General features: G+C 77.0%; 2 protein-coding genes and 1 pseudogene. All 3 read right to left on the bottom strand.

What is annotated here, in order from left to right:
• Window positions 1–24: 24 nt before the first annotated feature.
• On the bottom strand, window positions 25–5,631 hold the full coding sequence (locus ACZ5CZ_RS19620) for a type I polyketide synthase (RefSeq protein ID WP_468944370.1): 5,607 nt from the start codon (window positions 5,629–5,631) through the stop codon (window positions 25–27).
• Window positions 5,628–10,379: pseudogene (locus ACZ5CZ_RS19615) on the bottom strand (type I polyketide synthase); the annotation flags it as partial. The pseudogene ACZ5CZ_RS19615 and the gene ACZ5CZ_RS19620, both read right to left, overlap by 4 nt.
• A 51-nt stretch (window positions 10,380–10,430) precedes the next feature.
• The gene (locus ACZ5CZ_RS19610; RefSeq protein ID WP_468944652.1) at window positions 10,431–22,232 is read right to left on the bottom strand and encodes an SDR family NAD(P)-dependent oxidoreductase; all 11,802 of its coding nucleotides are present in this window, start codon (window positions 22,230–22,232) and stop codon (window positions 10,431–10,433) included.
• Between the last annotated feature and the right edge of the window lie 26 nt (window positions 22,233–22,258).

The raw sequence follows: 22,258 nt of genomic DNA, 5'->3' as shown, positions 1-22,258 counted from the left end.
GGCTGGTCACGCTGGTCACGCTCGTCAATTGGCATTGCTGAACCGGTTGTCGACCAGGTCGAAGAGCTCCTCGTCGGTGGCGCCGTCGAGCCCCGGCCCCGCGTCGGCGGCGGCTCCGGTCAGCTCGGCCAGCAGCTCCGACAGCCGCGCCACGGCTTGCTCGCGCAGCTCGCCGCCCTCGTCCGCGGCGCGCAGCCCGGCCGCCAGCCGGTCGAGGCCGGCCAGGACGTCGTCCCCGTCCGGTGCCGCGGCCGGGGCCAGCAGCGTGTCCAGGTGCCGGGCGACGGCGCGGGGCGTGGGGTGGTCGAAGACGAGGGTGGTCGGCAGGCGCCGTCCGACGGCGGCGGCGAGCCGGTTGCGCAGCTCGACCGCGGTCAGCGAGTCGAAGCCCATCTCCACGAAGCCGCGGGTCTCCGGCACCTCGTCGGGGGAGCGGTGGCCCAGCACCGCCGCCACCGTGGTCCGCACCAGCTCCAGCAGCACCCGCGCCCGCTCCTCGGCAGGCAGCTCCGCCAGGCCCGCGAGCGCCGGCTGCTCCGCCGGGCGCGCACCGGTTCCTGCGGCCGCCGCCCGGCGCACCGCGGGACCGGCCAGGGCGCGCAGCACCGCCGGCACCGCGTCGGAGGCGGCGGCCCGGGCCCGCAGCGCCGCGGTGTCGATCCGCAGCGGTGCCAGCACCGGGTCGCCGGCCGCCAGCGCCCGGTCGAACAGCGCCAGCCCCTCCTCGGAGGTCAGCGGGCGCATCCCGGACCGGGCGATCCGGGCCAGGTCCAGCTCGCCGAGATGCCCGGTCATCCCGCTCTGCTGCGCCCAGAACCCCCAGGCCAGCGAGGTGGCGGGCAGACCGTCCGCGCGGCGGCGCTGCGCCAGCGCGTCCAGGGCGGCGTTGGCCGCGGCGTACGCCCCCTGCGCGGCCGTGCCGAGGGTCCCGGAGGCCGACGAGAACAGCACGAACGCCGACAGGTCCAGCCCGCGGGTCAGCGCGTCCAGATGCCCGGCCGCGTCGGTCTTGGGCCGCAGCACGCGGTCCAGCCGATCCGGGGTCACATCGGTCACCACCGCGTCGTCCAGCACCCCGGCCGCGTGGATCACGGCGGTCAGCGGCTGCGCGGCCGGGATCCGGTCGAACACCGCGGCCAGCGCGTCCCGGTCGGACACGTCGCAGGCGACGGCCTCGGCCGTGGCTCCGAGCGCGGCCAGCTCCGCCACCAACTCGGGGGCGCCCGGCGCGGCCGGCCCCTGACGGCTCACCAGCAGCAGCCGCTCGGCCGCGTACCCGGTGACCAGATGACGGGCCAGCAGCCCGCCGAGCAGCCCGGTGCCGCCGGTGATCAGGACGGTGCCCCCGGCGAAGGAGGGCCGCCCGGCGGGCTGCCGCTCCGCTCCGCCGGCCCGCGCGAGCCGCGGTACCCGGACCTCGCCCGCGCGCACGGCGAGCTGCGGCTCGCCGGTGGCCAGGGCGGCGACCGGCGGCCCGGCCGGCGCTGCGGCGCCGTCGAGGTCCACCAGTACGAACCGGCCGGGGTGTTCGGTCTGCGCGGTCCGTACGAGCCCCCAGACCGCCGCCTGCGCGGGGTCCGGGACGTCCGTGGCGTCCACCGCGACCGCACCCCGGGTGAGCATCACCAGCCGCGCCGCCAGGAGCCGTTCGTCGGCGAGGAACTCCCGCACCAGCCCCAGCGCCCGCGCCGCCACGCCGTGCACGTCCCCCGCCTCGGCGGGGGCCGGCACGCAGGACACCAGCACCGTGCCCGGGGCGGTCCCGTCCGGGCCGACGCCGCCGGCCAGGGCCGCCAGGTCGGCGTGGTGCCGTACGCCGGGAAGCGCGGCCGCGACCTCGTCGAGGCCGGGACCCACCAGGGCCCAGTCCTCCGGCGCGGTGTCGCCCGGGTCCCCGGCGGCCGGTGCGGCCGGCCAGTCCAGGCGGAACAGCCCGTCGTGGCCGGCCGCGGAGGCGGCGGCCAGCCGTTCGGGGTCGACCGGGCGCAGGGCCAGCGAGCCCACCGTGGCGACGGGCAGCCCGGCCGCGTCGAAGAGGGCGACCGTCACGGCGTCCTTGCCCGCCGGGGACAGCACCGCCCGCACCGCTCCCGCGCCGACGGCGTGCAGCGAGACATCGCTCCAGGAGAACGGCAGCAGCGCGGGCCCCGGCTCCGCCGCGTCCCCGCCGGTGAAGGCGACGGCGTGCAGGGCCGCGTCCAGCAGCGCCGGGTGCAGGCCGAAGGCCTCGGCGTCGGCCAGGTTCTCCTCGGCCGGCCGTACCTCGGCGAGCACGGAGTCGCCCAGCCGCCAGGCGGCGGCCAGCCCCTGGAAGGCCGGTCCGTACGCGTAGCCGCGGTCGGCCAGCCGGAGGTAGTGGTCGCGCACGTCGACCGGGACGGCGCCCGGCGGCGGCCAGGCCGCGAACCCGGCGGCGGGCGCGGGCCCGTCCTCGGCGAGGACCCCGGACGCGTGCCGGGTCCAGGGCTCGTCGTCCCCGGTCCTGGAGTGCACGCCCACGGTCCAGCCCGCCCCGTCCGCACGGCGGTCGGCCACCAGCTGAAGGGTCACCTCGCCGTCCTCGCTCAGCGTCAGCGGAGCCTCGACGGTCAGCTCCTGCACCCGCCCCGCGTCCAGCAACCGGCCCGCGTACAGCGCCAGTTCGAGGAAGGCGGTCCCGGGCAGCAGCACCGCGCCGTGCACCGCGTGGTCGGCGAGCCAGGGATGGGTGCGCACCGAGAGGCGCCCGCTGAGCACCAGCCCCTCGCCGGTGGCCGCCGCGACGACCGCCCCGACCAGCGGATGGCCGCCCGGCGCGAGCCCCGCCGCCGTGACGTCCGCGCCCGCGTCCCGGTCGTCCAGCCAGTAGTGCTGCCGCTGGAAGGGGTACGTCGGCAGGTCCACCGCCGGCCGGGCCCCGCCGTCCTGCGGGAACAGCCGCGCCCAGTCGACCGGGACGCCGTGCACGAACAGCCCGCCCGCCGCGCGCAGGAATCCGGCCCGCCCGCCGTCGTCCCGGCGCAGCGTCCCGGCGACCAGCACGCCGGGCGCCTCGGCCGCCTCCATCGTCTCCTGGAGCGGGACGGTCAGCACCGGGTGCGGGCTGACCTCCAGGAACACCCCGTAGCCCTCGGCCGCGAGCGCCTGGGTCACCTGCGCCAGCCGCACCGGCCGGCGCAGATTGCGGTACCAGTACCCGGCGTCCAGCCCATCTTCGTCCAGGAAGGTCCCGGTCACCGTCGAACAGAACGCCACCCGCGGCGTGTGGTGCTCGATCCCGGCCAGCGCCGCCAGCAGGTCCTCGCGCACCTCCTCGACCTGCGGGGAGTGCGAGGCGTAGTCCACCGGGATCCGGCGGGCCCGCACCCCGTCCTCGGCACACCCGGCCAGCAGCTCCTCCAGGGCGTCCCCGTCGCCGGAGACCACCACCGACGACGGGCTGTTGACGGCGGCCACCGACAGCCGGCCGTCCCACGGCGCGATGCGCGCCGCGGCCGCCTCCTCGCCGAGCGCGACCGTCACCATGCCGCCGCGGCCGGCCAGCGCCCGCAGCGCCTTGCTGCGCACGGCCACCACCCGGGCCGCGTCCTGAAGCGACAGCACGCCCGCCACACACGCGGCGGCGATCTCGCCCTGCGAGTGGCCCACCACCGCGTCCGGCTCCACGCCCACCGACCGCCACAGCGCGGCCAGCGACACCATCACCGCGAACAGCGCCGGCTGTACGACGTCCACCCGCTCCAGCCAGTCGGCCCCGGCCTCGCCGCGCAGCACGTCCAGCAGCGACCAGTCCACATGCGGTGCCAGGGCCTCCGCGCACTCCTCGACGGCCGCCCGGAACACCGGCTCCGACTCCAGCAGGCCCGCGGCCATGCCGGCGAACTGCGAGCCCTGGCCGGGGAAGACGAACACCGTCCGCTCCCGCCCGGCCGGGGACCCGGTGCCGTCCCGGTCCTCGCGGGTACGGCCGCACACCACCGCCGGGGACTCCTCGCCCCGGTCCACGGCCACCAGCCCCTTGACCAGCTCGCCGCGGTCATTGCCGACCACCACCGCGCGGTGCGCGAAGACGGACCGGGTGGTGGCGAGGGCCCGGCCGATGGCCGCGTCGGACAGCTCCGGACGGGCCTCGGCGTACGCGGCGAGCCGGGCCGCCTGCGCACGCAGCGCCTCCGCGCTCCGGGCGGACAGCAGCCACGGCAGCACCACGTCCTGGTCGGAGGCGGAGGAGGGGCCGGCGGACTCGGGGGCGGGCTCCTCCTGCGGCGCCTGCTCCACGATGACATGGGCGTTGGTGCCGCTGACGCCGAACGACGACACGCCCGCACGGCGCGGCCGGTCGGAGCCGGGCCAGGGCTGCTCGTCGGTGAGCAGCCGTACCGCGCCGGCCGACCAGTCGACGTGCGGGGTGGGCTCGTCCACGTGCAGCGTGCGCGGCAGTACGCCGTGCCGCAGCGCCATCACCATCTTGATCACCCCGGCCACGCCCGAGGCCGCCTGGGTGTGGCCGATGTTGGACTTCACCGAGCCCAGCCACAGCGGGCGGTCCGCCGGGCGCCCCTGACCGTAGGTCGCGAGCAGCGCCTGCGCCTCGATCGGATCGCCCAGCGTGGTCCCCGTCCCGTGCGCCTCGACCGCGTCGACGTCGGCGGGCGTCAGCCGGGCGGCGGCCAGCGCCTCCTCGATCAGACGGCGCTGGGAGGGGCCGTTGGGGGCCGTCAGCCCGTTGCCGGCGCCCCCGTGATTGACGGCGGAGCCGCGGATCACGGCGAGCACCGGATGGCCGTTGCGCCGCGCGTCGGACAGCCGCTCCAGCACCAGCACGCCGGCGCCCTCGCCCCAGCCGGTGCCGTCGGCCGCCGCGGCGAACGACTTGCACCGGCCGTCCGCGGCCAGCCCGCGCTGCCGGCTGAACTCCACGAAGGCGTTCGGCGTGGACATCACCGTGACCCCGCCGGCCAGCGCCAGCGAGCACTCTCCGGAGCGCAGCGCGTGACACGCCTGGTGCAGCGCCACCAGCGAGGAGGAGCACGCGGTGTCGATGGTCACCGCCGGGCCGGTCAGTCCGAGCACATAGGAGGTGCGCCCGGCCGCCACGGCCGCGGTGCTGCCGGTCAGCCGGTAGCCGGCCACCTCGTCGGCCTCGTCGGCCCGGGTGGGGAACGCGTACCCCTGGTGCGTCAGCCCGACGAAGACCCCGGCCCGGCTGCCGCGCAGACTCTCCGGGACGATCCCGGCGCGCTCCAGCGCCTCCCAGACGATCTCCAGCCAGAGCCGCTGCTGGGGGTCGGTCGCCAGGGCCTCACGCGGGTTGATGCCGAAGAACTCGGCGTCGAAGCCCGCCGGGTCGCGCAGGAAGGCGCCCTCCCGGGCGTAGCTCTTGCCCGGCCGGCCCGGCTCCGGGTCGTACAGGCCCGCCACGTCCCAGTTGCGGTCCTCCGGCAGGCCGGTGACCGCGTCCGTGCCGTCGGCGACCAGCCGCCACAGGTCTTCGGGGGTCTCGACGTCCCCGGGGAAGCGGCACCCCATGGCGACGATCGCCACCGGCTCGTACCGCTGCTCCTCGGCGTCCTCGAGCCGGGCCCGGGTCTGGCGCAGCTCGGTGGTGACGAGCTTCAGATACTGCCGGAGTTTGTCCTCTGAGGTCGTCACGAGATTCCCAGCTCCTTGTCGACGATGTCGAAGATCTCCTCGTCACTGGCGAGGTCCAGGGCGTCGTCGGCCGGCCCCGTCGCGGCGCCCGCGCCGGACCGGTCCCACTTCCACAGCAGCGAGCGCAGCCGGGCGACGACCCGGCCGTGCGCCTCGGCGTCGGGCTCCAGCGCCTCCACGGCCGCCGCCCACCGGTCCACCTCGGCGAGCACCGCCTCCGCGCCCGCCGTGTCGGGCCGCAGCTGCTCGCGCAGATGCCGGGCCAGCGCGGCCGGGGTGGCATGGTCGAAGACCACCGTGGTGGGCAGGGAGAGGCCGGTGGCCTCGGCGAGCCGGTTGCGCAGGGTCAGCGACGCCATCGAGTCGAAGCCGAGGTCCTTGAACGCCTGCGAGGCGCGGACCTGTTCGGCCGAGCGGTGCCCGAGGGCGGCGGCCGCCCGGTCGCGCACCAGCTCCAGCAGCAGCCGGTCCTGCTCGTCCTCGGCCAGCCCCGCGAGCCGCTCCCGCAGGGCGGCGTCCGCCCCGCCGGACCCGGTCCCGCCCTGCACGGCGCGCCGCGCGTCGGGCAGGTCGGCCAGCAGCGCCCGGGACCGGGTCAGGCTGTACGCGGGCGCGAACCGCTCCCAGTCGATGCCGGCGAAGGCCGTGAGGGTCTCGTCGCGGTCGAGGGCCGCCTGGAGTCCCGCCAGCGCCGTCTCCGGTGCCATCAGCGGCACCCCGCGCTCGCGCAGCAGCTCGCCCGCGCCCTCGGCGGCCGCCATGCCACCGCCGTCCCACGCGCCCCACGCCACCGAGGTCGCGGCCAGCCCGCGGGCGCGGCGCTCGCTCGCCAGCGCGTCCAGGAAGGCGTTGGCCGCCGCGTAGGCCGCCTGGCCGACGTTGCCCCACAGCCCGGCGCCGGAGGAGAACAGCACGAACGCGTCGGGGGAGCGGCCGGGGCCGCCGTCGAAGACGGCGTCCAGGTTCCGGGCCCCCTCGACCTTGCCGGACAGCACCTCGGCGATCTCCGCGAGCGAGCACTCGGCCAGCGGCTTCTCCCGCTGGATGTCGCCCGCCGCGTGGACGACCGTGGTCACCGGGTGCTCCGCGGGCAGCGCCGCGACGGCCCGGCGCAGCGCCTCCCGGTCGGCGAGGTCGCAGGCGGCGACGGTCACCTCGCTGCCCAGTTCCTTGAGTTCGGCCGTCAGCTCGGCCACCCCGGGGGCGTCGGGGCCGCGCCGGCTGAGCAGCAGCAGGTGGGGCACGCCCCGGGCGGCCAGCCAGCGGGCCACCTGCGCGCCGAGCGCACCCGTGCCGCCGGTCACCAGCGCGGCTCCGGCCGGCCGCCAGGTACGCCGTACCGGCGTCTGGGCCAGCGGGGCGCGCACCAGCCGGCAGCCGTGGACGGCGTCGGCGCGGACGGCCAGCTGGGTCTCCTCGCCGGGGTCCGCGAGGACACCGGTCAGGTGCCGCAGCGCGGGCTCGTCGAGCAGCTCCGGCAGATCGACCAGGCCGCCGGTGCCGTCCGGCCGTTCGAGCGCCGCGACCCTGCCCAGCCCCCACACGGCGGCCTGCGCCGGATGCCGCACCGGGTCGGCGCCGACCGCGACCGCGCCCTGGGTCAGGTGCCACAGCGGGCCGTCGATCCCGGCGTCGTCCAGCGCCTGCGTCAGTACGACGGTGGCGGCCAGCCCCTGGGCCATGGCGGAGTGTCCGGCGGCCGCGAACTCCGGGTCGGACAGGGGTCGTTCGTCCAGTGCCAGCAGGGACAGCACCCCGGCCGGCGCACCGTCGGCCGCGATGTCGCGCAGCCGGGCGGCGAGTGCCGAGCGGTCGGCCGCGTCGCCGGCGGTGAGCGCCAGGTGGCGTACCTCGTCCGCGCCGGCGCCTTCACAGGCCGCCCGCACCACGGCCGCCAGGGCGTCGGCGTCGTCAACGCCCTCGGGGGACACGAGCAGCCACCGGCCGGACAGCCGGCCCGGGCCCGCGGCCGCGTCCAGGGCCGCCCAGTCGAGGCGGTAGCGGTGGTCGTCCACCAGCGCCGGGAGCGGGTCCGCCGCGTCCGCCGCCAGCCAGTACCGCTCGCGCTGGAAGGCGTAGGTCGGCAGCTCGACCGGCCGGGCGCCGGTACCGGCGAACACCGCCGGCCAGTCCACCGCGACCCCGCGCGCGTACAGCGCGCCCAGCGCCGCCGGCAGCGTCTGCTGCTCCGGCGTGTCACGGTGGGCCGCCGCGGCGAACACGGCGCCCTCGCCGGTGACGCACTCCTGGGCCATGGCCGCGAGCACCGCGTCCGGGCCCAGCTCCAGGAACACGGTGGCCCCTTCGGCCTCCAGCGTGCGCACGGCGTCGAGGAACCGCACCGTCTCCCGGGCGTGCCGGGCCCAGTACGCGGGGCTGCACACCTCCTCGGCCGGCACCAGGGTCCCGGTCAGCGCGGACACCAGCGGGATCTCCGGGGCGCGCAGGGTCACCCCCCGCACCACCTCCTCGAACTCCGCGACCATGGCGTCCATGCGGTGCGAGTGGAAGGCGTGGCTGACCCGCAGCCGCTTGGTGCTGCGGCCCAGCCCGGCGAAGTGCGCGGCCACCTCGGACACCGCGTCCTCGTCACCCGCGACCACCACGGACGACGGGCCGTTGACCGCCGCGAGCCCGGCACGCCCGTCCCGCTCGGCCAGCAGCGGGGCCACCTCCTCCGCGCTCGCCTGCACCGCGGTCATCGCCCCGCCGCGCGGCAGCGCCTGCATCAGACGGCCCCGGGCCGTGGCCAGCACGGCCGCGTCCGGCAGGGACAGCACCCCGGCGACATGCGCCGCGGCCAGCTCGCCGATGGAGTGGCCGGACACCAGGTCCGCCCGTACGCCCCAGGACTCCACCAGCCGGTACAGCGCCACCTCGACGGCGAACAGCGCCGGCTGGGTCCAGCCGGTCTCGTCCAGCAGGCCCTCGGTGCCCGGCGCGCCCATGACCACCTCGCGCAGCGGCCGGTCCAGGTGCCGGTCCAGCTCCGCGCACACCGCGTCGAAGGCCTGCGCGAACACCGGGTACTGGGCGTACCACGCGCGGCCCATGCCCACGCGCTGGGCGCCCTGACCGGTGAACAGCACCGCCAGCCGGCCCCCGGACACCGTGCCGCGCGCGCCGAGGGCGGGCGGTTCGCCGTTCGCCAGCCGGCGCAGGCCCTGGTCCAGCTCCGCGCGGTCCGCGGCCACGACGACCGCCCGGTGCTCGAACGCCGTGCGCGTCGTGGCCAGCGAGTACGCCACATCGGCGAGGTACGCGTCGCGGTGGTCCGCGAGATGCCGGCGCAGCCGCTCGGCCTGCGCCCGCAGCGCCTCCTCGCTGTGGCCCGAGACGACCCACGGCAGCGCGCGGTCCGGCGCCTGGGAGGGCCGTACGGGGTCCGCGTCCTGCTCGGCTGCGGGCGCCGCCTCCACCACCACATGGGCGTTGGTGCCGCTGATGCCGAAGGACGACACCCCGGCGCGGCGCGGCCGCCCCGGGTCCGGCCACGGCCGGTTCTCGGTCAGCAGCTCCACCGCGCCCGCCGACCAGTCCACCCGGGTCGAGGGCCGGTCGACGTGCAGGGTCCGGGGGAGCAGCTCGTGGCGCAGCGCCAGCACCATCTTGATGACCCCGGCGATCCCGGCGGCCGCCTGGGTGTGTCCGATGTTGGACTTCACCGAGCCCAGCCACAGCGGGCGTTCCCGCTCCGCGCCGAAGGTCGCCAGGATGGCCTGGGCCTCCATCGGATCGCCGAGCGGGGTGCCGGTGCCGTGGCCCTCGATCACATCGACGTCCGCGGTCGTCAGACCCGCGTCGTCCAGCGCCTGCCGGATCACCCGCTGCTGCGACGGCCCGTTCGGCGCGGTCAGCCCGCTGCTCGCGCCGTCCTGGTTGACCGCACTGCCGCGCACCACCGCGAGGATCCGCCGGCCGTTGCGGCGCGCGTCGGAGAGCCGCTCCAGCAGCAGCACCCCGGCGCCCTCGCTCCAGCCGGCGCCGTCCGCCGCGTCGGCGAAGGACTTGCACCGGCCGTCCGGGGCCAGCCCGCGCTGCCGGCTGAACTCCACGAACGTCGACGGGGTCGACATCACCGTCACCCCGCCGGCGAAGGCCAGCGAGCACTCGCCCCGGCGCAGCGCCTGCACGGCGAGGTGCAGCGCCACCAGCGAGGACGAGCACGCGGTGTCCACCGTGACGGCGGGACCCTCCAGGCCCAGGGTGTACGAGATCCGGCCGGAGGCGACGCTGCCCGCGCTGCCGGTGCCCAGGTAGCCCTCCACCTCCTCGGTCGGCAGACCGGGCCGGGCGCCGTACTCGTGGTACATCACCCCGGCGAAGACCCCGGTGCGGCTGCCGCGCAGCGTCCGCGGATCGAGTCCGGCCCGCTCCGCGGCCTCCCAGGACGTCTCAAGGAGCAGCCGCTGCTGCGGGTCCATGGCGAGCGCCTCGCGCGGGGAGATCCCGAAGAAGGAGGCGTCGAACTCCGCCGCGTCGTGCAGGAATCCGCCCTCGCGGGTGTACGAGGTCCCGGGCCGGTCGGGGTCGTCGGAGAACAGCGACGCCAGGTCCCAGCCGCGGTCCGCGGGAAACCCGGAGACGGCGTCGCGGCCGTCCACGACCAGCTCCCACAGCTCCTCCGGGGAGGTCACCCCGGCCGGGTACCGGCAGCCCATCCCGACGATCGCTATCGGCTCGTTCGCGGCCGCGGCCGCCTTCCTGAGCCGTTCGTTCTCCTTCAGCGAAGCCCGTAGTGCTTCGACCACCTTGTCAGAGGTTGTGGCCATGGCCCCTCCCGCAGTTCGCATCCGTGATCACGCCGTGTCCCCGCCGAAGGCCGTGCGCACGAGATCGTCGACGTCCATGTCGTCGATCCCGGCCGCCTCCTCGCCCGGCGCCGCCGGGTCCGCGGCCTCCTCGCCCCCGGCGAGCCGGAGCAGGTCGGCCAGCAGACCGGCCTGCCGGAAGCGGGCCAGCGGGATCGAGGCCAGTGCCTCGCGGAACTTCTTCTCCTCCAGCTCCTCCGCGGTCAGTTCCCGGCTCTCCGGGAAGAGCTGGTCGCGCAGGTAGCGGGCCGTGTTGACCGGGGTGGCCTGGTCGAAGACGAGCGTCGCCGGCAGCCGCAGCCCGGTGGCCGCGCTCAGCCGGGTGCGCAGCTCGACCGCGGTCAGCGAGTCGAAGCCCAGCTCCAGGAAGCCCCGGGTCTCCGGCACGGCCTCGGCCGAGGCGAGCCCCAGCACCGTCGCCGCCTGCTCCCGGACCAGGCGCAGCACCGCCGACTCCCGCTCCTGCGCGGGGAGTTCGGCCACCTGCGCGGCGAACGGCCGGCCCGCTCCGTCCGCGGCGCCCGGGCCGCCGGCCCGCCGCCCGGCGCGGAGCACCGTGCGCAGCACCGCCGGCACCGCGTCCGCGTCGGCCGCCGGCGCCGGCTTCAGCGGCACCAGGACGGCGTCCTGGGCGCCCAGCGCCGCGTCGAACAGCGCGAGGCCCTCGTCGGTGGGCAGCAGCCCGACCCCGGACCGCGCCATGCGCCGCAGGTCCGCCTCGGACAGCGCGCCGGTCAGCCCGCTGCGCTCCTCCCACATGCCCCAGGCGAGCGAGGTGCCCGCGAGGCCGGCGGCCCGCCGGGTGCGCGCGAGCCCGTCCAGGAAGGCGTTGGCCGCCGCGTACCCGCTCTGCCCCGCGGTGCCCAGCACCCCGGCGGCCGAGGAGAACAGCACGAAGGCCGACAGGCGGGCGTCACGGGTCAGTTCGTGCAGATGCAGCGCGCCGTCCACCTTGGGCCGCAGCACCCCGGAGACCCGCTCGGGGGTCAGCGCGGTGAGCACCCCGTCGTCCAGCACCCCGGCGGCGTGCACCACCGCGGTCAGCGGATGCGCGGCCGGGATCCCGTCCAGCACCGCGGCCAGCGCGTCCCGGTCGGCCACGTCGCAGGCGGCCACCGTGACCCGGGCGCCCTGCCCGCTCAGCTCCGCCGCCAGCTCGGCCGCGCCCGGCGCGTCCGGGCCGCCGCGGCTGGTGAGCAGCAGCCGGGTGACCCCGTGCCGGGCCACCAGGTGACGGGCGACCAGCGCGCCGAGGCCGCTGGTGCCGCCGGTGATCAGGACCGTACCCTCCGGCGCGAGCGGTGCCGGGCCGTCCGCCGCCTCGGCGGCGGGGGAGACCCGGGCGAGCCGCGGCGCCTGCACCACACCCCGCCGGACCACCAGCTGGGGCTCGTCGCCGCCCAGCGCCTGCGGCAGTGCGCGCAGGGACGCGGCGTCCTCGTCCGTGTCCAACAGCACGAACCGGCCGGGGTGTTCCGACTGCGCCGCGCGCAGCAGACCCCACAGCGGGGCGTGCCGCAGGTCGTGCGCGGGCTCGTCGTCGTCCAGGGACATCGCGTACCGGGTGGCGAAGACCAGCCGCGAGCCGGCGAACCGCTCGTCGGCGAGCCACTCCTGGGTCAGCGCCAGCGCCCGGTGGACCGTCCCGTGCACGGCCGCGGCCGGACCCGCGTCCTCCCGCGGGTCGCACAGGCAGGGCACCAGGACCACCTCGGGCGCCGGCGTTCCGGCGGCCACCGCCGTGGCCAGCGCCGCCAGGTCCGCGTACCCGTCGAGCCGCTCCCCGGCCCGCTCCAGCACGGCCCCCAGCTGGAGGTCGTCGGGGCCCAGCACGGCCCACCCGCCGAGGGGCGCGCGCCCCGGCGCGAGCCGCTCGCCGGTCAGCCGGAACAGCGAACGCAGGCCCGCCCGGCGGGAGTTCGCCAGCGCCCCGGGCGGCACCGGACGCGCCCGCAGCGAGCCGACCGAGAGCACCGGAGCGCCCGCCGTGTCGAACGCCGTCAGGGACACGGTGTCCTCGGCCGCCGGCGCCAGCCGCACCCGCAGCGCCGCCGCGCCCGTGGCGTGCAGGGACACGCCCTGCCAGGCGTACGGCAGCCGCGGCTCGCCGGCGTCGGCCACCAGCCCGCCCAGGACCATTGCGTGCAGCGCCGCGTCGAACAGCGCCGGATGCACGCCGTACCGGCCCGCCTCCGCCTCGTCCGGCAGGCGGACCTCGGCGAAGACCTCGCCGTCGCGCCGCCAGAGCGCGCGCAGCCCTTGGAAGGCCGGGCCGTACTCCAGTCCGGCCGCCGCCAGCACGGCGTACCCGTCCTCCAGGGCCACCGGTTCGGCGTCCGCCGGCGGCCACGCGGGCAGCCGGTCCGGTGCGGCCGGCCCGCCGGGGGCGAGCACCCCGACGGCGTGCTTCTGCCACGGGGTGTCCGCGGGCGCGTCCTCGGGCCGCGAGTGCACCTCCACGGAGCAGCGTCCGGTCCCGTCCGCCTCCCCGGTCAGCACCCGCAGCTGTACGGCACCCTCCTCGTCCACCACCAGCGGTTCCAGCAGGGTGAGTTCCTCGACCGTGCCGCAGCCGGTCTCCGCACCGGCGCGCAGCGCCAGTTCCACCAGGCCGGTGCCGGGGAAGAGCACCGTGTCCCGCACCGCGTGGTCGGCCAGCCAGGGCTGGGCCGTGAGGGACAGCCGGCCGGTCAGCACCGTGCCGGCCGGGCCGGGCAGCGCCACCAGGGCGCCGAGCAGCGGGTGGCGCGTGCGGCCCAGTCCGGCCGAGGTGACGTCGGCCGCGGCGACGGTGCGCTCCAGCCAGTACCGCTCGCCCTCGAACGGATAGGTCGGCAGCGCGGCCGCGGCCGTACGGCCTTCGGGGAAGGCCGCGGCCCAGTCCACCGGCACACCCCGGGTGTGCAGTTCGGCGGCGGAGGCCAGGAACCGCCCGAGGCCGCCGTCCTCCCGGCGCAGCGAGCCCACCGTCACCCCGTGGGCGACGTGCGCGGCGTCCATGGTCTGCTGGATCGCCATGGTCAGCACGGGGTGCGGGCTGGTCTCCACGAAGACGTCGTGGCCCTGCTCCAGCAGCAGCCGGGTCACCCGCTCCAGATGCACGGTCTGCCGCAGGTTGCGGTACCAGTACTCGGCGTCCAGCGCGGTGGTGTCCAGCTCGGTGCCGGTCACCGTCGAGAAGAAGGGGATCTCCGCGGGCCGCGGCGAGATCGGCGCCAGTTCCCGCAGCAGCTCCTCGCGGACCTGCTCGACCTGCGGGGAGTGGGAGGCGTAGTCCACCGGCAGCACCCGGGTGCGGACCCCGTCGGCGGCACAGCGCGCCACCAGCTCCTCCAGCGCGTCCAGGTCACCGGAGACGACCGTGGACGACGCGCCGTTGACCGAGGCCACGGACACCTTGCCGGCCCACTGCTCCACCAGCTCGGACACCGCCTCCTCGCCCAGCGCGACGGACACCATGCCGCCCTTGCCGGACATCGCGAGCAGCGCCTTGCTGCGCAGCGCCACCGCCCGGGCCGCGTCGTCCAGGGTCAGCGCGCCGGCCACGCACGCGGCGGCGATCTCGCCCTGGCTGTGGCCCATCACCGCCTGCGGCCGCACCCCGAAGTGCTGCCACAGCCGGGCCAGGGACACCATGACCGAGAACAGCGCGGGCTGGACGACGTCCACCCGGTCCAGCGACGGCGCGCCCTCGGCACCCCGCAGCACCTCCGTCAGGGACCAGTCCACATACCGCGCCAGCGCGGCCTCGCACTCCCGGATCCGCTCCGCGAACACCGCGGACTCGTCGAGGAGCCGGGCGGCCATACCGGGCCACTGCGAGCCCTGCCCGGAGAACACCAGCACCGTCCGGCCGCGCTCGCGGGCCGTGCCCCGGACGACCCCGTCCGCGTCCCGGCCCTCGGCGAGGGCGGCCAGGCCCTCGCGCAGCTCTTCGAGGCCGGCGCCGACCACCACGGCCCGCTCGTCGAGCGTGGCGCGGGTGGTGGCCAGCGCGTGTCCGATCCCCGCGAGGTCCGGCGCACCGGTGTCCGCCAGGCGCGACAGCAGGCGCCGGGCCTGGGCGCGCAGCGCCGTCCCGGTCTTGCCGGACAGCACCCACGGTACGGCGGCGAGCGCGGCCGGGGCGGCCTGCTCCGGGGCGTCCGGCGCGGGCTCCTCGGCCGTCTCCGGGGCCTGCTCGATGATCACATGGGCGTTGGTGCCGCTGATCCCGAAGGAGGAGACGGCGGCCCGGCGCGGCCGGCCGGTCTCGGGCCACGGGGTGGCCTCGGTCAGCAGCGACAGCCCGCTCGCCGCCCAGTCCACCTCCGGGGTCGGCCGGTCGACGTGCAGCGTGCGGGGCAGCACCCCGTGCCGCAGCGCCGCGACCATCTTGATCACGCCGGCCACGCCCGCGGCGGCCTGGGTGTGCCCGATGTTGGACTTCACCGAGCCCAGCCACAGCGGACGCTCCGGCTCGCGCTCACGGCCGTACGTCGCCGCCAGGGCCTGCGCCTCGATCGGGTCGCCCAGCCGGGTGCCGGTGCCATGGGCCTCCACCGCGTCGACGTCACCGGCCGCCAGACCGGCGTTGGCCAGGGCCTGCCGGATGACCCGCTGCTGGGAGGGGCCGTTCGGGGCGGTCAGGCCGTTGCTGGCGCCGTCGGAGTTGATCGCCGAGCCGCGCACCACCGCCAGCACCGGGTGGCCGTTGCGCCGTGCGTCCGACAGCCGCTCCAGCAGCAGTGCGCCGACGCCCTCGCCCCAGCCGGTGCCGTCGGCGGCCGCCGCGAAGGCCTTGCAGCGGCCGTCCGGGGACAGCCCGCGCTGCCGGCTGAACTCCAGGAAGATGTCCGGGGCGGCCATGACGGCGGCGCCGCCGGCCACCGCGAGCGAGCACTCGCCCCGTTGCAGCGCCTGCACGGCCAGGTGCAGCGCCACCAGGGAGGACGAGCAGGCGGTGTCGATGGTCACCGCCGGCCCCTCGACGCCGAAGGCGTAGGCGATCCGGCCGGACATGACGCTGGAGGTGCTGCCGGTCAGCAGATAGCCGCCCAGGTCCTCGGGCGCCTGGCGCGGGTCGGACGGATAGCCCTGGGCCGCCGCCCCGATGAACACGCCGACCTGGCGGCCCTTCAGCGACAGCGGGTCGACCCCGGCCCGCTCCAGCACCTCCCACGAGGTCTCCAGCAGCAGCCGCTGCTGCGGGTCCATGGCCAGCGCCTCGCGCGGGCTGATGCCGAACAGCTGCGCGTCGAACCGCGCCGCGTCGTCCAGGAAGCCGCCCACCCGCACATAGGTCGTGCCGGGCCGGGTGCCGTCCGGGTCGTAGATGCCGTCCACGTCCCAGCCGCGGTCGGCCGGGAAGGGCAGGACGACGTCGGTCTCGTCGGTGACGAGCCGCCACAGGTCCTCCGGGGTGGCGATGCCGCCCGGGTAGCGGCAGCTCATCGAGACGATCACCACCGGGTCGTCGTCCGCCGCCTGCGCCTGCGCGGCGGCCGGGACCGGCTCCCCGCCGGGCGCGGCGCCGAGCAGTTCGGCCCGCAGATGCCGGGCCAGCACGACCGGCGTCGGATGGTCGAAGACCAGCGTGGCGGACAGCTGCGTCCCGGCGGCACCGCTGAGCCGGTTGCGCAGCTCCACCGCGGTCAGCGAGTCGAAGCCCAGCTCCTTGAAGGTGCGGTCGGCGGCGACGGTCGCGCCGTCGGTGTGGCCCAGCACCGTCGCCGCGTGCCGGCGTACCAGATCGAGCAGGAGCTGCTCGCCCTCCGCCTCCGACACACCCGCCAGCCGGTTGCGCAGGGCCGCGGTCGCGGCCGGCCGGGCCGCCTCGCGGGCCGCCCGGCGCACCGGCGTCCGGGTGAGCCCGCGCAGCAGCAGCGGCAGCTCGTCGGCCGCCCGGCGCAGCAGCGCGCCGTCCACCTTGGCCGGGACGAGGGCGGCCCGCCCGGCGGCGAGGGCGGCGTCGAACAGGTCCAGGCCCTCCTCGTCGGTGAGCGGCACCAGACCGGTGCGGCCGAGCCGGCGCAGGTCCACCTCGCCCAGCCCGCCGAGCATGCTGCCGGAGTCCTCCCACGGCCCCCAGGCCAGCGACACCGCGGGCAGTCCCGCCGCCCGGCGGTGCGCGGCCAGCGCGTCCAGCAGCACGTTGGCCGCCGCGTAGTTGGCCTGCCCCGGGCCGCCGAGCACACCGGCGGTCGAGGAGAACAGCACGAACGCGGCGAGATCGGCGTCCCGGGTGAGTTCGTCCAGGAGCAGCGCCGCGTCCGCCTTGGGGCGCAGCACGGTGTCCAGCCGCTCGGGGGTGAGCGACCCCAGGACCCCGTCGTCCAGGACGCCGGCGGTGTGCACTACGGCGGTCAGCGGACGGTCCGCGGGCACCGCGGCCAGCAGCTCCCGCAGCGCGTCCCGGTCGGCGACGTCGCAGGCCGCGACCGTCACCGCGGCGCCCCGCGCGGAGAGTTCGGCCACCAGGTCGTCCGCCCCGGGCGCCGCGGCGCCCCGGCGGCTGACCAGCAGCAGGTTCCGCACCCCGTGCCGGTCCACCAGCCGGCGGGCCACCCCGGCGCCGAGCGCGCCGGTGCCACCGGTGATCAGCACCGTGCCCGCCGGGTCCAGGCCGGACGGCACGGTCAGCACGACCTTGCCGATGTGGCGGGCCTGGCTGATGAACCGGAAGGCCTCGGCCGCGTGCCGCACGTCCCACGAGGTGACGGGCGGCAGCCGCAGCGCACCTTGTGCGAACAGCTCGAGGACCGTGCCGAGCATCTCCCGGGTGTGGTCCGGTCCCGCGTCCACCAGGTCGAACGCCCGGTAGGTGACGCCCTGGTGCGCCTCGGCGACCTCCTGGGCGTCCCGCACGTCCGTCTTGCCCATCTCCAGGAACCGGCCGCCCGGCCCCAGCAGCCCGAGCGACGCGTCCACGAACTCCCGGGCCAGCGAGTTCAGTACGACGTCCACGCCGCGCCCGCCGCTGGTCCGCCGGAACTTCTCCGCGAAGTCCAGCGACCGGGAGGAGGCGATGTGGTCGTCGTCCAGGCCCATCGCGCGGAGCGTGTCCCACTTCGGGGGGCTGGCCGTGGCGTACACCTCGGCGCCCAGGTGCCGGGCCAGCTGCACGGCGGCCATGCCGACGCCGCCGGTGCCGGCGTGCACCAGCACCGACTCGCCGGGCCGCAGGTCCGCCAGGCCGACCAGCGCGTAGTACGCGGTGAGGAAGACCGCCGGGACGGAGGCCGCCTCGGCGAAGGACCAGCCGTCCGGGACCCTGGCCAGCAGCCGGTGGTCGGTCACGGCCATCGGGCCGATCCCGCCGAAGATCATGCCGAACACCCGGTCACCGGGCGCCAACGTGTCGACCCCGGGACCCGTTTCGAGCACCACACCGGCGCCCTCCACACCGAGCGGCCCGGCCTCTCCGGGGTACATGCCGAGGGCGTTCAGCGCGTCGCGGAAGTTCAGACCGGCCGCCCGTACGCCCACCCGGACCTGGCCGGGGGCGAGCGGGGCGGCGGCGTCGGGGTGGTCCAGCAGGGCCAGGTTCTCCAGCGTGCCGCCGCCGTCGACGCCCAGCCGCCAGGCCGGCGCCGCCGGCACGGCCAGCGCCCGCTCGGGGCGCACCCGGGTCAGCCGCGGCACCCGCAACTCGCCGTCCCGCACGGCCAGTTGCGGCTCGTCGGAGGCGAGCGCCGCCGGCAGCAGGTCCAGCGCGTCCGCAGCGCCGTCGAGGTCGACCAGCGTGAACCGGCCGGGGTGCTCCGACTGGGCCGTGCGCAGCAGCCCCCACACGGCGCTGTGCGTCAGGTCGGTCACGTCCTCGCTGCCCGCGGCGACGGCGCGCCGGGTCAGCACCACCAGCCGGACACCGGCGAACCGCTCGTCGGCGACCCAGCCCTGCACCAGCTCCAGCGCCCGGTGCGCGGCCTCGCGCACGGCGTCACCGCGATCCGCCGCCGCGGTGGCACCGGCACCCGGGTCCGCCGCGACCGGGTCGGTACGGAAGGAGACCAGCACCGCCGCGGGGGCCGCGCGGCCGCTTTCCAGGGCCGCGGCCAGGGCGTCCGGGGCCGGGTGGAGTGCGGCGGAGCCGCCGGTGAGATACGGCACCAGGTCGCCGGTGCCGGGGCCCACGGCCACCAGGTCCGGGGCCGCACCGGGCCGCGGTGCGGCGGCGAGCGGCTCCCAGCCCACCTGGAAGAGCCGGTCCCGGGTGGCGGAGCCGGCCGCCTCGATCCGCTCGCGCGCGGCCGGGCGCAGCACCAGCGCGTCGGCCGCCAGCACGGCCCGGCCGGACTCGTCGGCGGCCAGCACCGACACCGCGTCCTCCCCGGCCGGCGCCAGCCGCACCCGCAGCGACGGCGCGCCGACGGCGTACCGGGTCACCCCGCGCCAGGAGAAGGGCAGCCGGGCCTGGTCCCACTCGGGCAGCACCACGTTCAGGGCCACTCCGTGCAGGGCCGCGTCCAGCAGCGCGGGGTGCACGCCGTACTCCTCGGGCCGGGTGCCGTCCGGCAGCCCGGTCTCCACGAACAGCTCGGTGCCGCGCCGCCAGGCGGCCCGCAGCCCCTGGAACACCGGGCCGTAGTCCAGCCCCGTCTCCGCCATCAGCGGGTAGAGCCCGCCGACCTCCACCGGTTCGGCGCCGCGCGGCGGCCAGACGGCCAGCTCCTCCTCGTCGGTGTCGCCGGGCGCCTCGGCCCGGGCCAGCACACCGGTGGCGTGCAGGGTCCACGGCTCGTCGTCCGCCGCCTGGTCCGGCCGGGAGTGCAGGCTCAGCGAGCGCTGCCCGGACTCGCCCGCGGCGCCCACGCGCACCTGGAGGGTGACCGCCTCGCGCTCGGGGAGCACCAGCGGGGTGTGGAAGGTGAGTTCCTGTACGACGTCCAGGCCGACCCGTTCCCCGGCGTGCAGGGCGAGTTCGAGGAAGCCCGTGCCGGGCAGCAGTGCCTGGCCGAACACCTGGTGGTCCGCGATCCAGCCGTGCGCGCCCGTGGACAGCCGCCCGGTGAAGAGCAGTTCGTCGTCGTCCGCCAGGGACACCACGGCGCCGAGCAGCGGGTGGTCGGCCGCGCCGAGCCCGGCCGAACCCACCGCCGCCGAGCGGGCGGGCGTCAGCCAGTAGCGGCTGCGCTGGAAGGGGTAGACGGGCAGCTCGACGGCCGGCGCTGCGGCTCGGCCGTAGAACACCCGCCAGTCCACGGCGACGCCCCGGGTGTGCAGCCGGGCGAGCGCGGTCGTCACGGTGAGTTCCTCGGCCCGCTCCGCACGCAGCGCCGGGACCAGATCGGCGTCCGCGGCCGTGAGGCTGTCGCGGCCCATCGCGCACAGCGTCCCGTCGGGGCCCAGCTCCAGGAAGGTGCGTACGCCCGCGGCCTCCATGGCGCGGACCGCGTCCGCGAACCGCACCGTCCCCCGGGCGTGCCGCACCCAGTACTCGGGCGTCCGCAGCTCCTCCGCGGTGATCTCCCGGCCGGTCAGCGCCGATACGACGGGGATCTCCGGGGAGCCGAACGCGAGCCCGGCGACCACCCGGCGGAACTCCGGCAGCATCGGGTCGATGAGCGGCGAGTGGAAGGCGTGACTGACCGTCAGCCGCTTGGTCTTGCGCCCCTGTTCGGCGAAGTGCGCCGAGATCTCCAGCACCGCGTCCTGCTCACCGGCCACCACCACGGAGGCCGGACCGTTCACCGCGGCCAGGTCGACCCGTGCCGACCGCTCGGCCACCAGCGGCAGCACCTCCTCCTCGGCCGCCTGTACGGCGACCATGGCGCCGCCCTCCGGCAGCTCCTGCATCAGCCGGCCGCGCGCCGCCACCAGGGCCGCCGCGTCCGCCAGGGACAGCACCCCGGCCACGTGCGCGGCGCTCACCTCGCCGATGGAGTGCCCGGTCACATACTCCGGACGGACCCCGTGGTGGGCGACGAGCCGGAACAGCGCGACCTCCAGCGCGAACAGCGCCGGCTGGGTGTACTCGGTCCGGTCCAGCAGCCCCTCGGTGCCGTCGGCGCCGAACACCACCTCGCGCAGCGGCCGCCGCAGATGCCGGTCCAGCTCCGCGCAGACCTCGTCGAACGCCTCGGCGAACACCGGCGAGGCGCCGTACAGCTCGCGGCCCATGCCCACGCGCTGGCTGCCCTGGCCGGTGAAGAGGAAGCCGAGCTTGCCGCGCACCGCCTGACCGAGCGTCACCCGCGGGTCGGGGCGGTCCTCGGCCAGTGCCGCAAGGGCCCGGGCGAGTTCCTCGCCGCTCTCCGCGACGACGGCGGCCCGGTGCTCGAACGCCGTCCGGGTGGTCGCGAGCGCATGGCCGACCGCCACCGCGTCCGGCGCGTCCGCGGCGTCCAGCCGGGCCAGCAGGGCGCGCGCCTGGTCCCGTACGGCCTCGGGGCTGCGCGCCGACAGCAGCCAGGGCACCGCCCGCGGCGCGGTGCCGGCACCCGTGTCCGCGGCCTCCTGCTCGGGCGCCTGCTCCAGCACCACATGGGCGTTGGTGCCGCTGATGCCGAACGACGACACCCCGGCGCGGCGCGGTCGGCCGGTCTCCGGCCACGGCGTGGCCTCGGTCAGCAGCTCCACCCGCCCCGCCGACCAGTCCACGTGCGGCGTCGGCTCGTCCACGTGCAGGGTGGCCGGCAGCACGCCGTGCTGCATCGCCAGCACCATCTTGATGACACCGGCGACACCGGCCGCCGCCTGGGTGTGCCCGATGTTGGACTTCACCGAGCCCAGCCACAGCGGATCGGTGCGGTCCTGGCCGTAGGTGGCCAGCAGCGCCTGCGCCTCGATCGGGTCGCCCAGGGTGGTGGCGGTGCCGTGGGCCTCCACCGCGTCGACGTCCCCGGGGGCCAGCCGGGCGTCGGCCAGCGCCTGCCGGATCACCCGCGCCTGCGCGGGGCCGTTGGGCGCGGCCAGCCCGTTGCTCGCCCCGTCCTGGTTGGTGGCGCTGCCCCGCACCACGGCCAGCACCCGGTGCCCGAGCCGCCGCGCGTCGGACAGCCGCTCCAGCGCCAGCACGCCGACGCCCTCGGCGAGGCCTGTGCCGTCCGCCGCCGCGGCGAAGGAGCGGCACCGCCCGTCCGCGGACAGCCCGCGCTGCCGGCTGAAGCCCTGCAACTGGTGCGGCGTGGTCATCACGGTGATGCCACCGGCCAGCGCCAGCGAGCACTCGTCCCGGCGCAGCGCCTGGCACGCGGCGTGGATCGCCACCAGCGAGGCCGAGCAGGCGGTGTCGACGGTGACCGCGGGGCCCTCCAGGCCGAGCGTGTACGCGATCCGGCCGGAGAGCACGCTCGCCGCACCGGAGGTGAGGAAGTACCCCTCGTACTCGCCGAGTTCGGCCGGGGGAACGCGGGCGTAGTCCTGGAAGGCGGTGCCCATGTACACACCGGTGCGGCTGCCGTGCAGCGTCGTCGGGTCGATTCCGGCCCGCTCCAGCGTCTCCCACGAGGTCTCCAGCAGAAGCCGCTGCTGGGGGTCCATCGCGACCGCCTCGCGCGGCGATATGCCGAAGAACTCCGCGTCGAACTCCGCGATGTCGGTGAGGAATCCGCCGTGGCGCGTGTACACCGTGCCCGGGCGGTCCGCGTCCGGGTCGTACAGCGCCTCCAGGTCCCAGCCCCGGTCGGTGGGGAACCCGGAGACCGCGTCACCGCCCGCGGCGACGAGCTGCCAGAACTCCTCCGGGGTCCGGATGCCACCGGGCAGCCGGCAGCCCATGCCGACGACGGCGATCGGTTCCTGCGCGGCGGCGAGCAGCTCCTTGTTCTCCTGCCGCAGCCGCTCCGTCTCCTTCATTGACGCGCGCAGGGCATCGACGATTTTGTCCGGCGACG

The sequence above is a fragment of the Streptomyces sp. NPDC031418 genome, from assembly GCF_055581605.1.
Note: the sequence above shows the minus strand (reverse complement) of the source record. Positions and strands in the feature narration are given on the sequence as shown.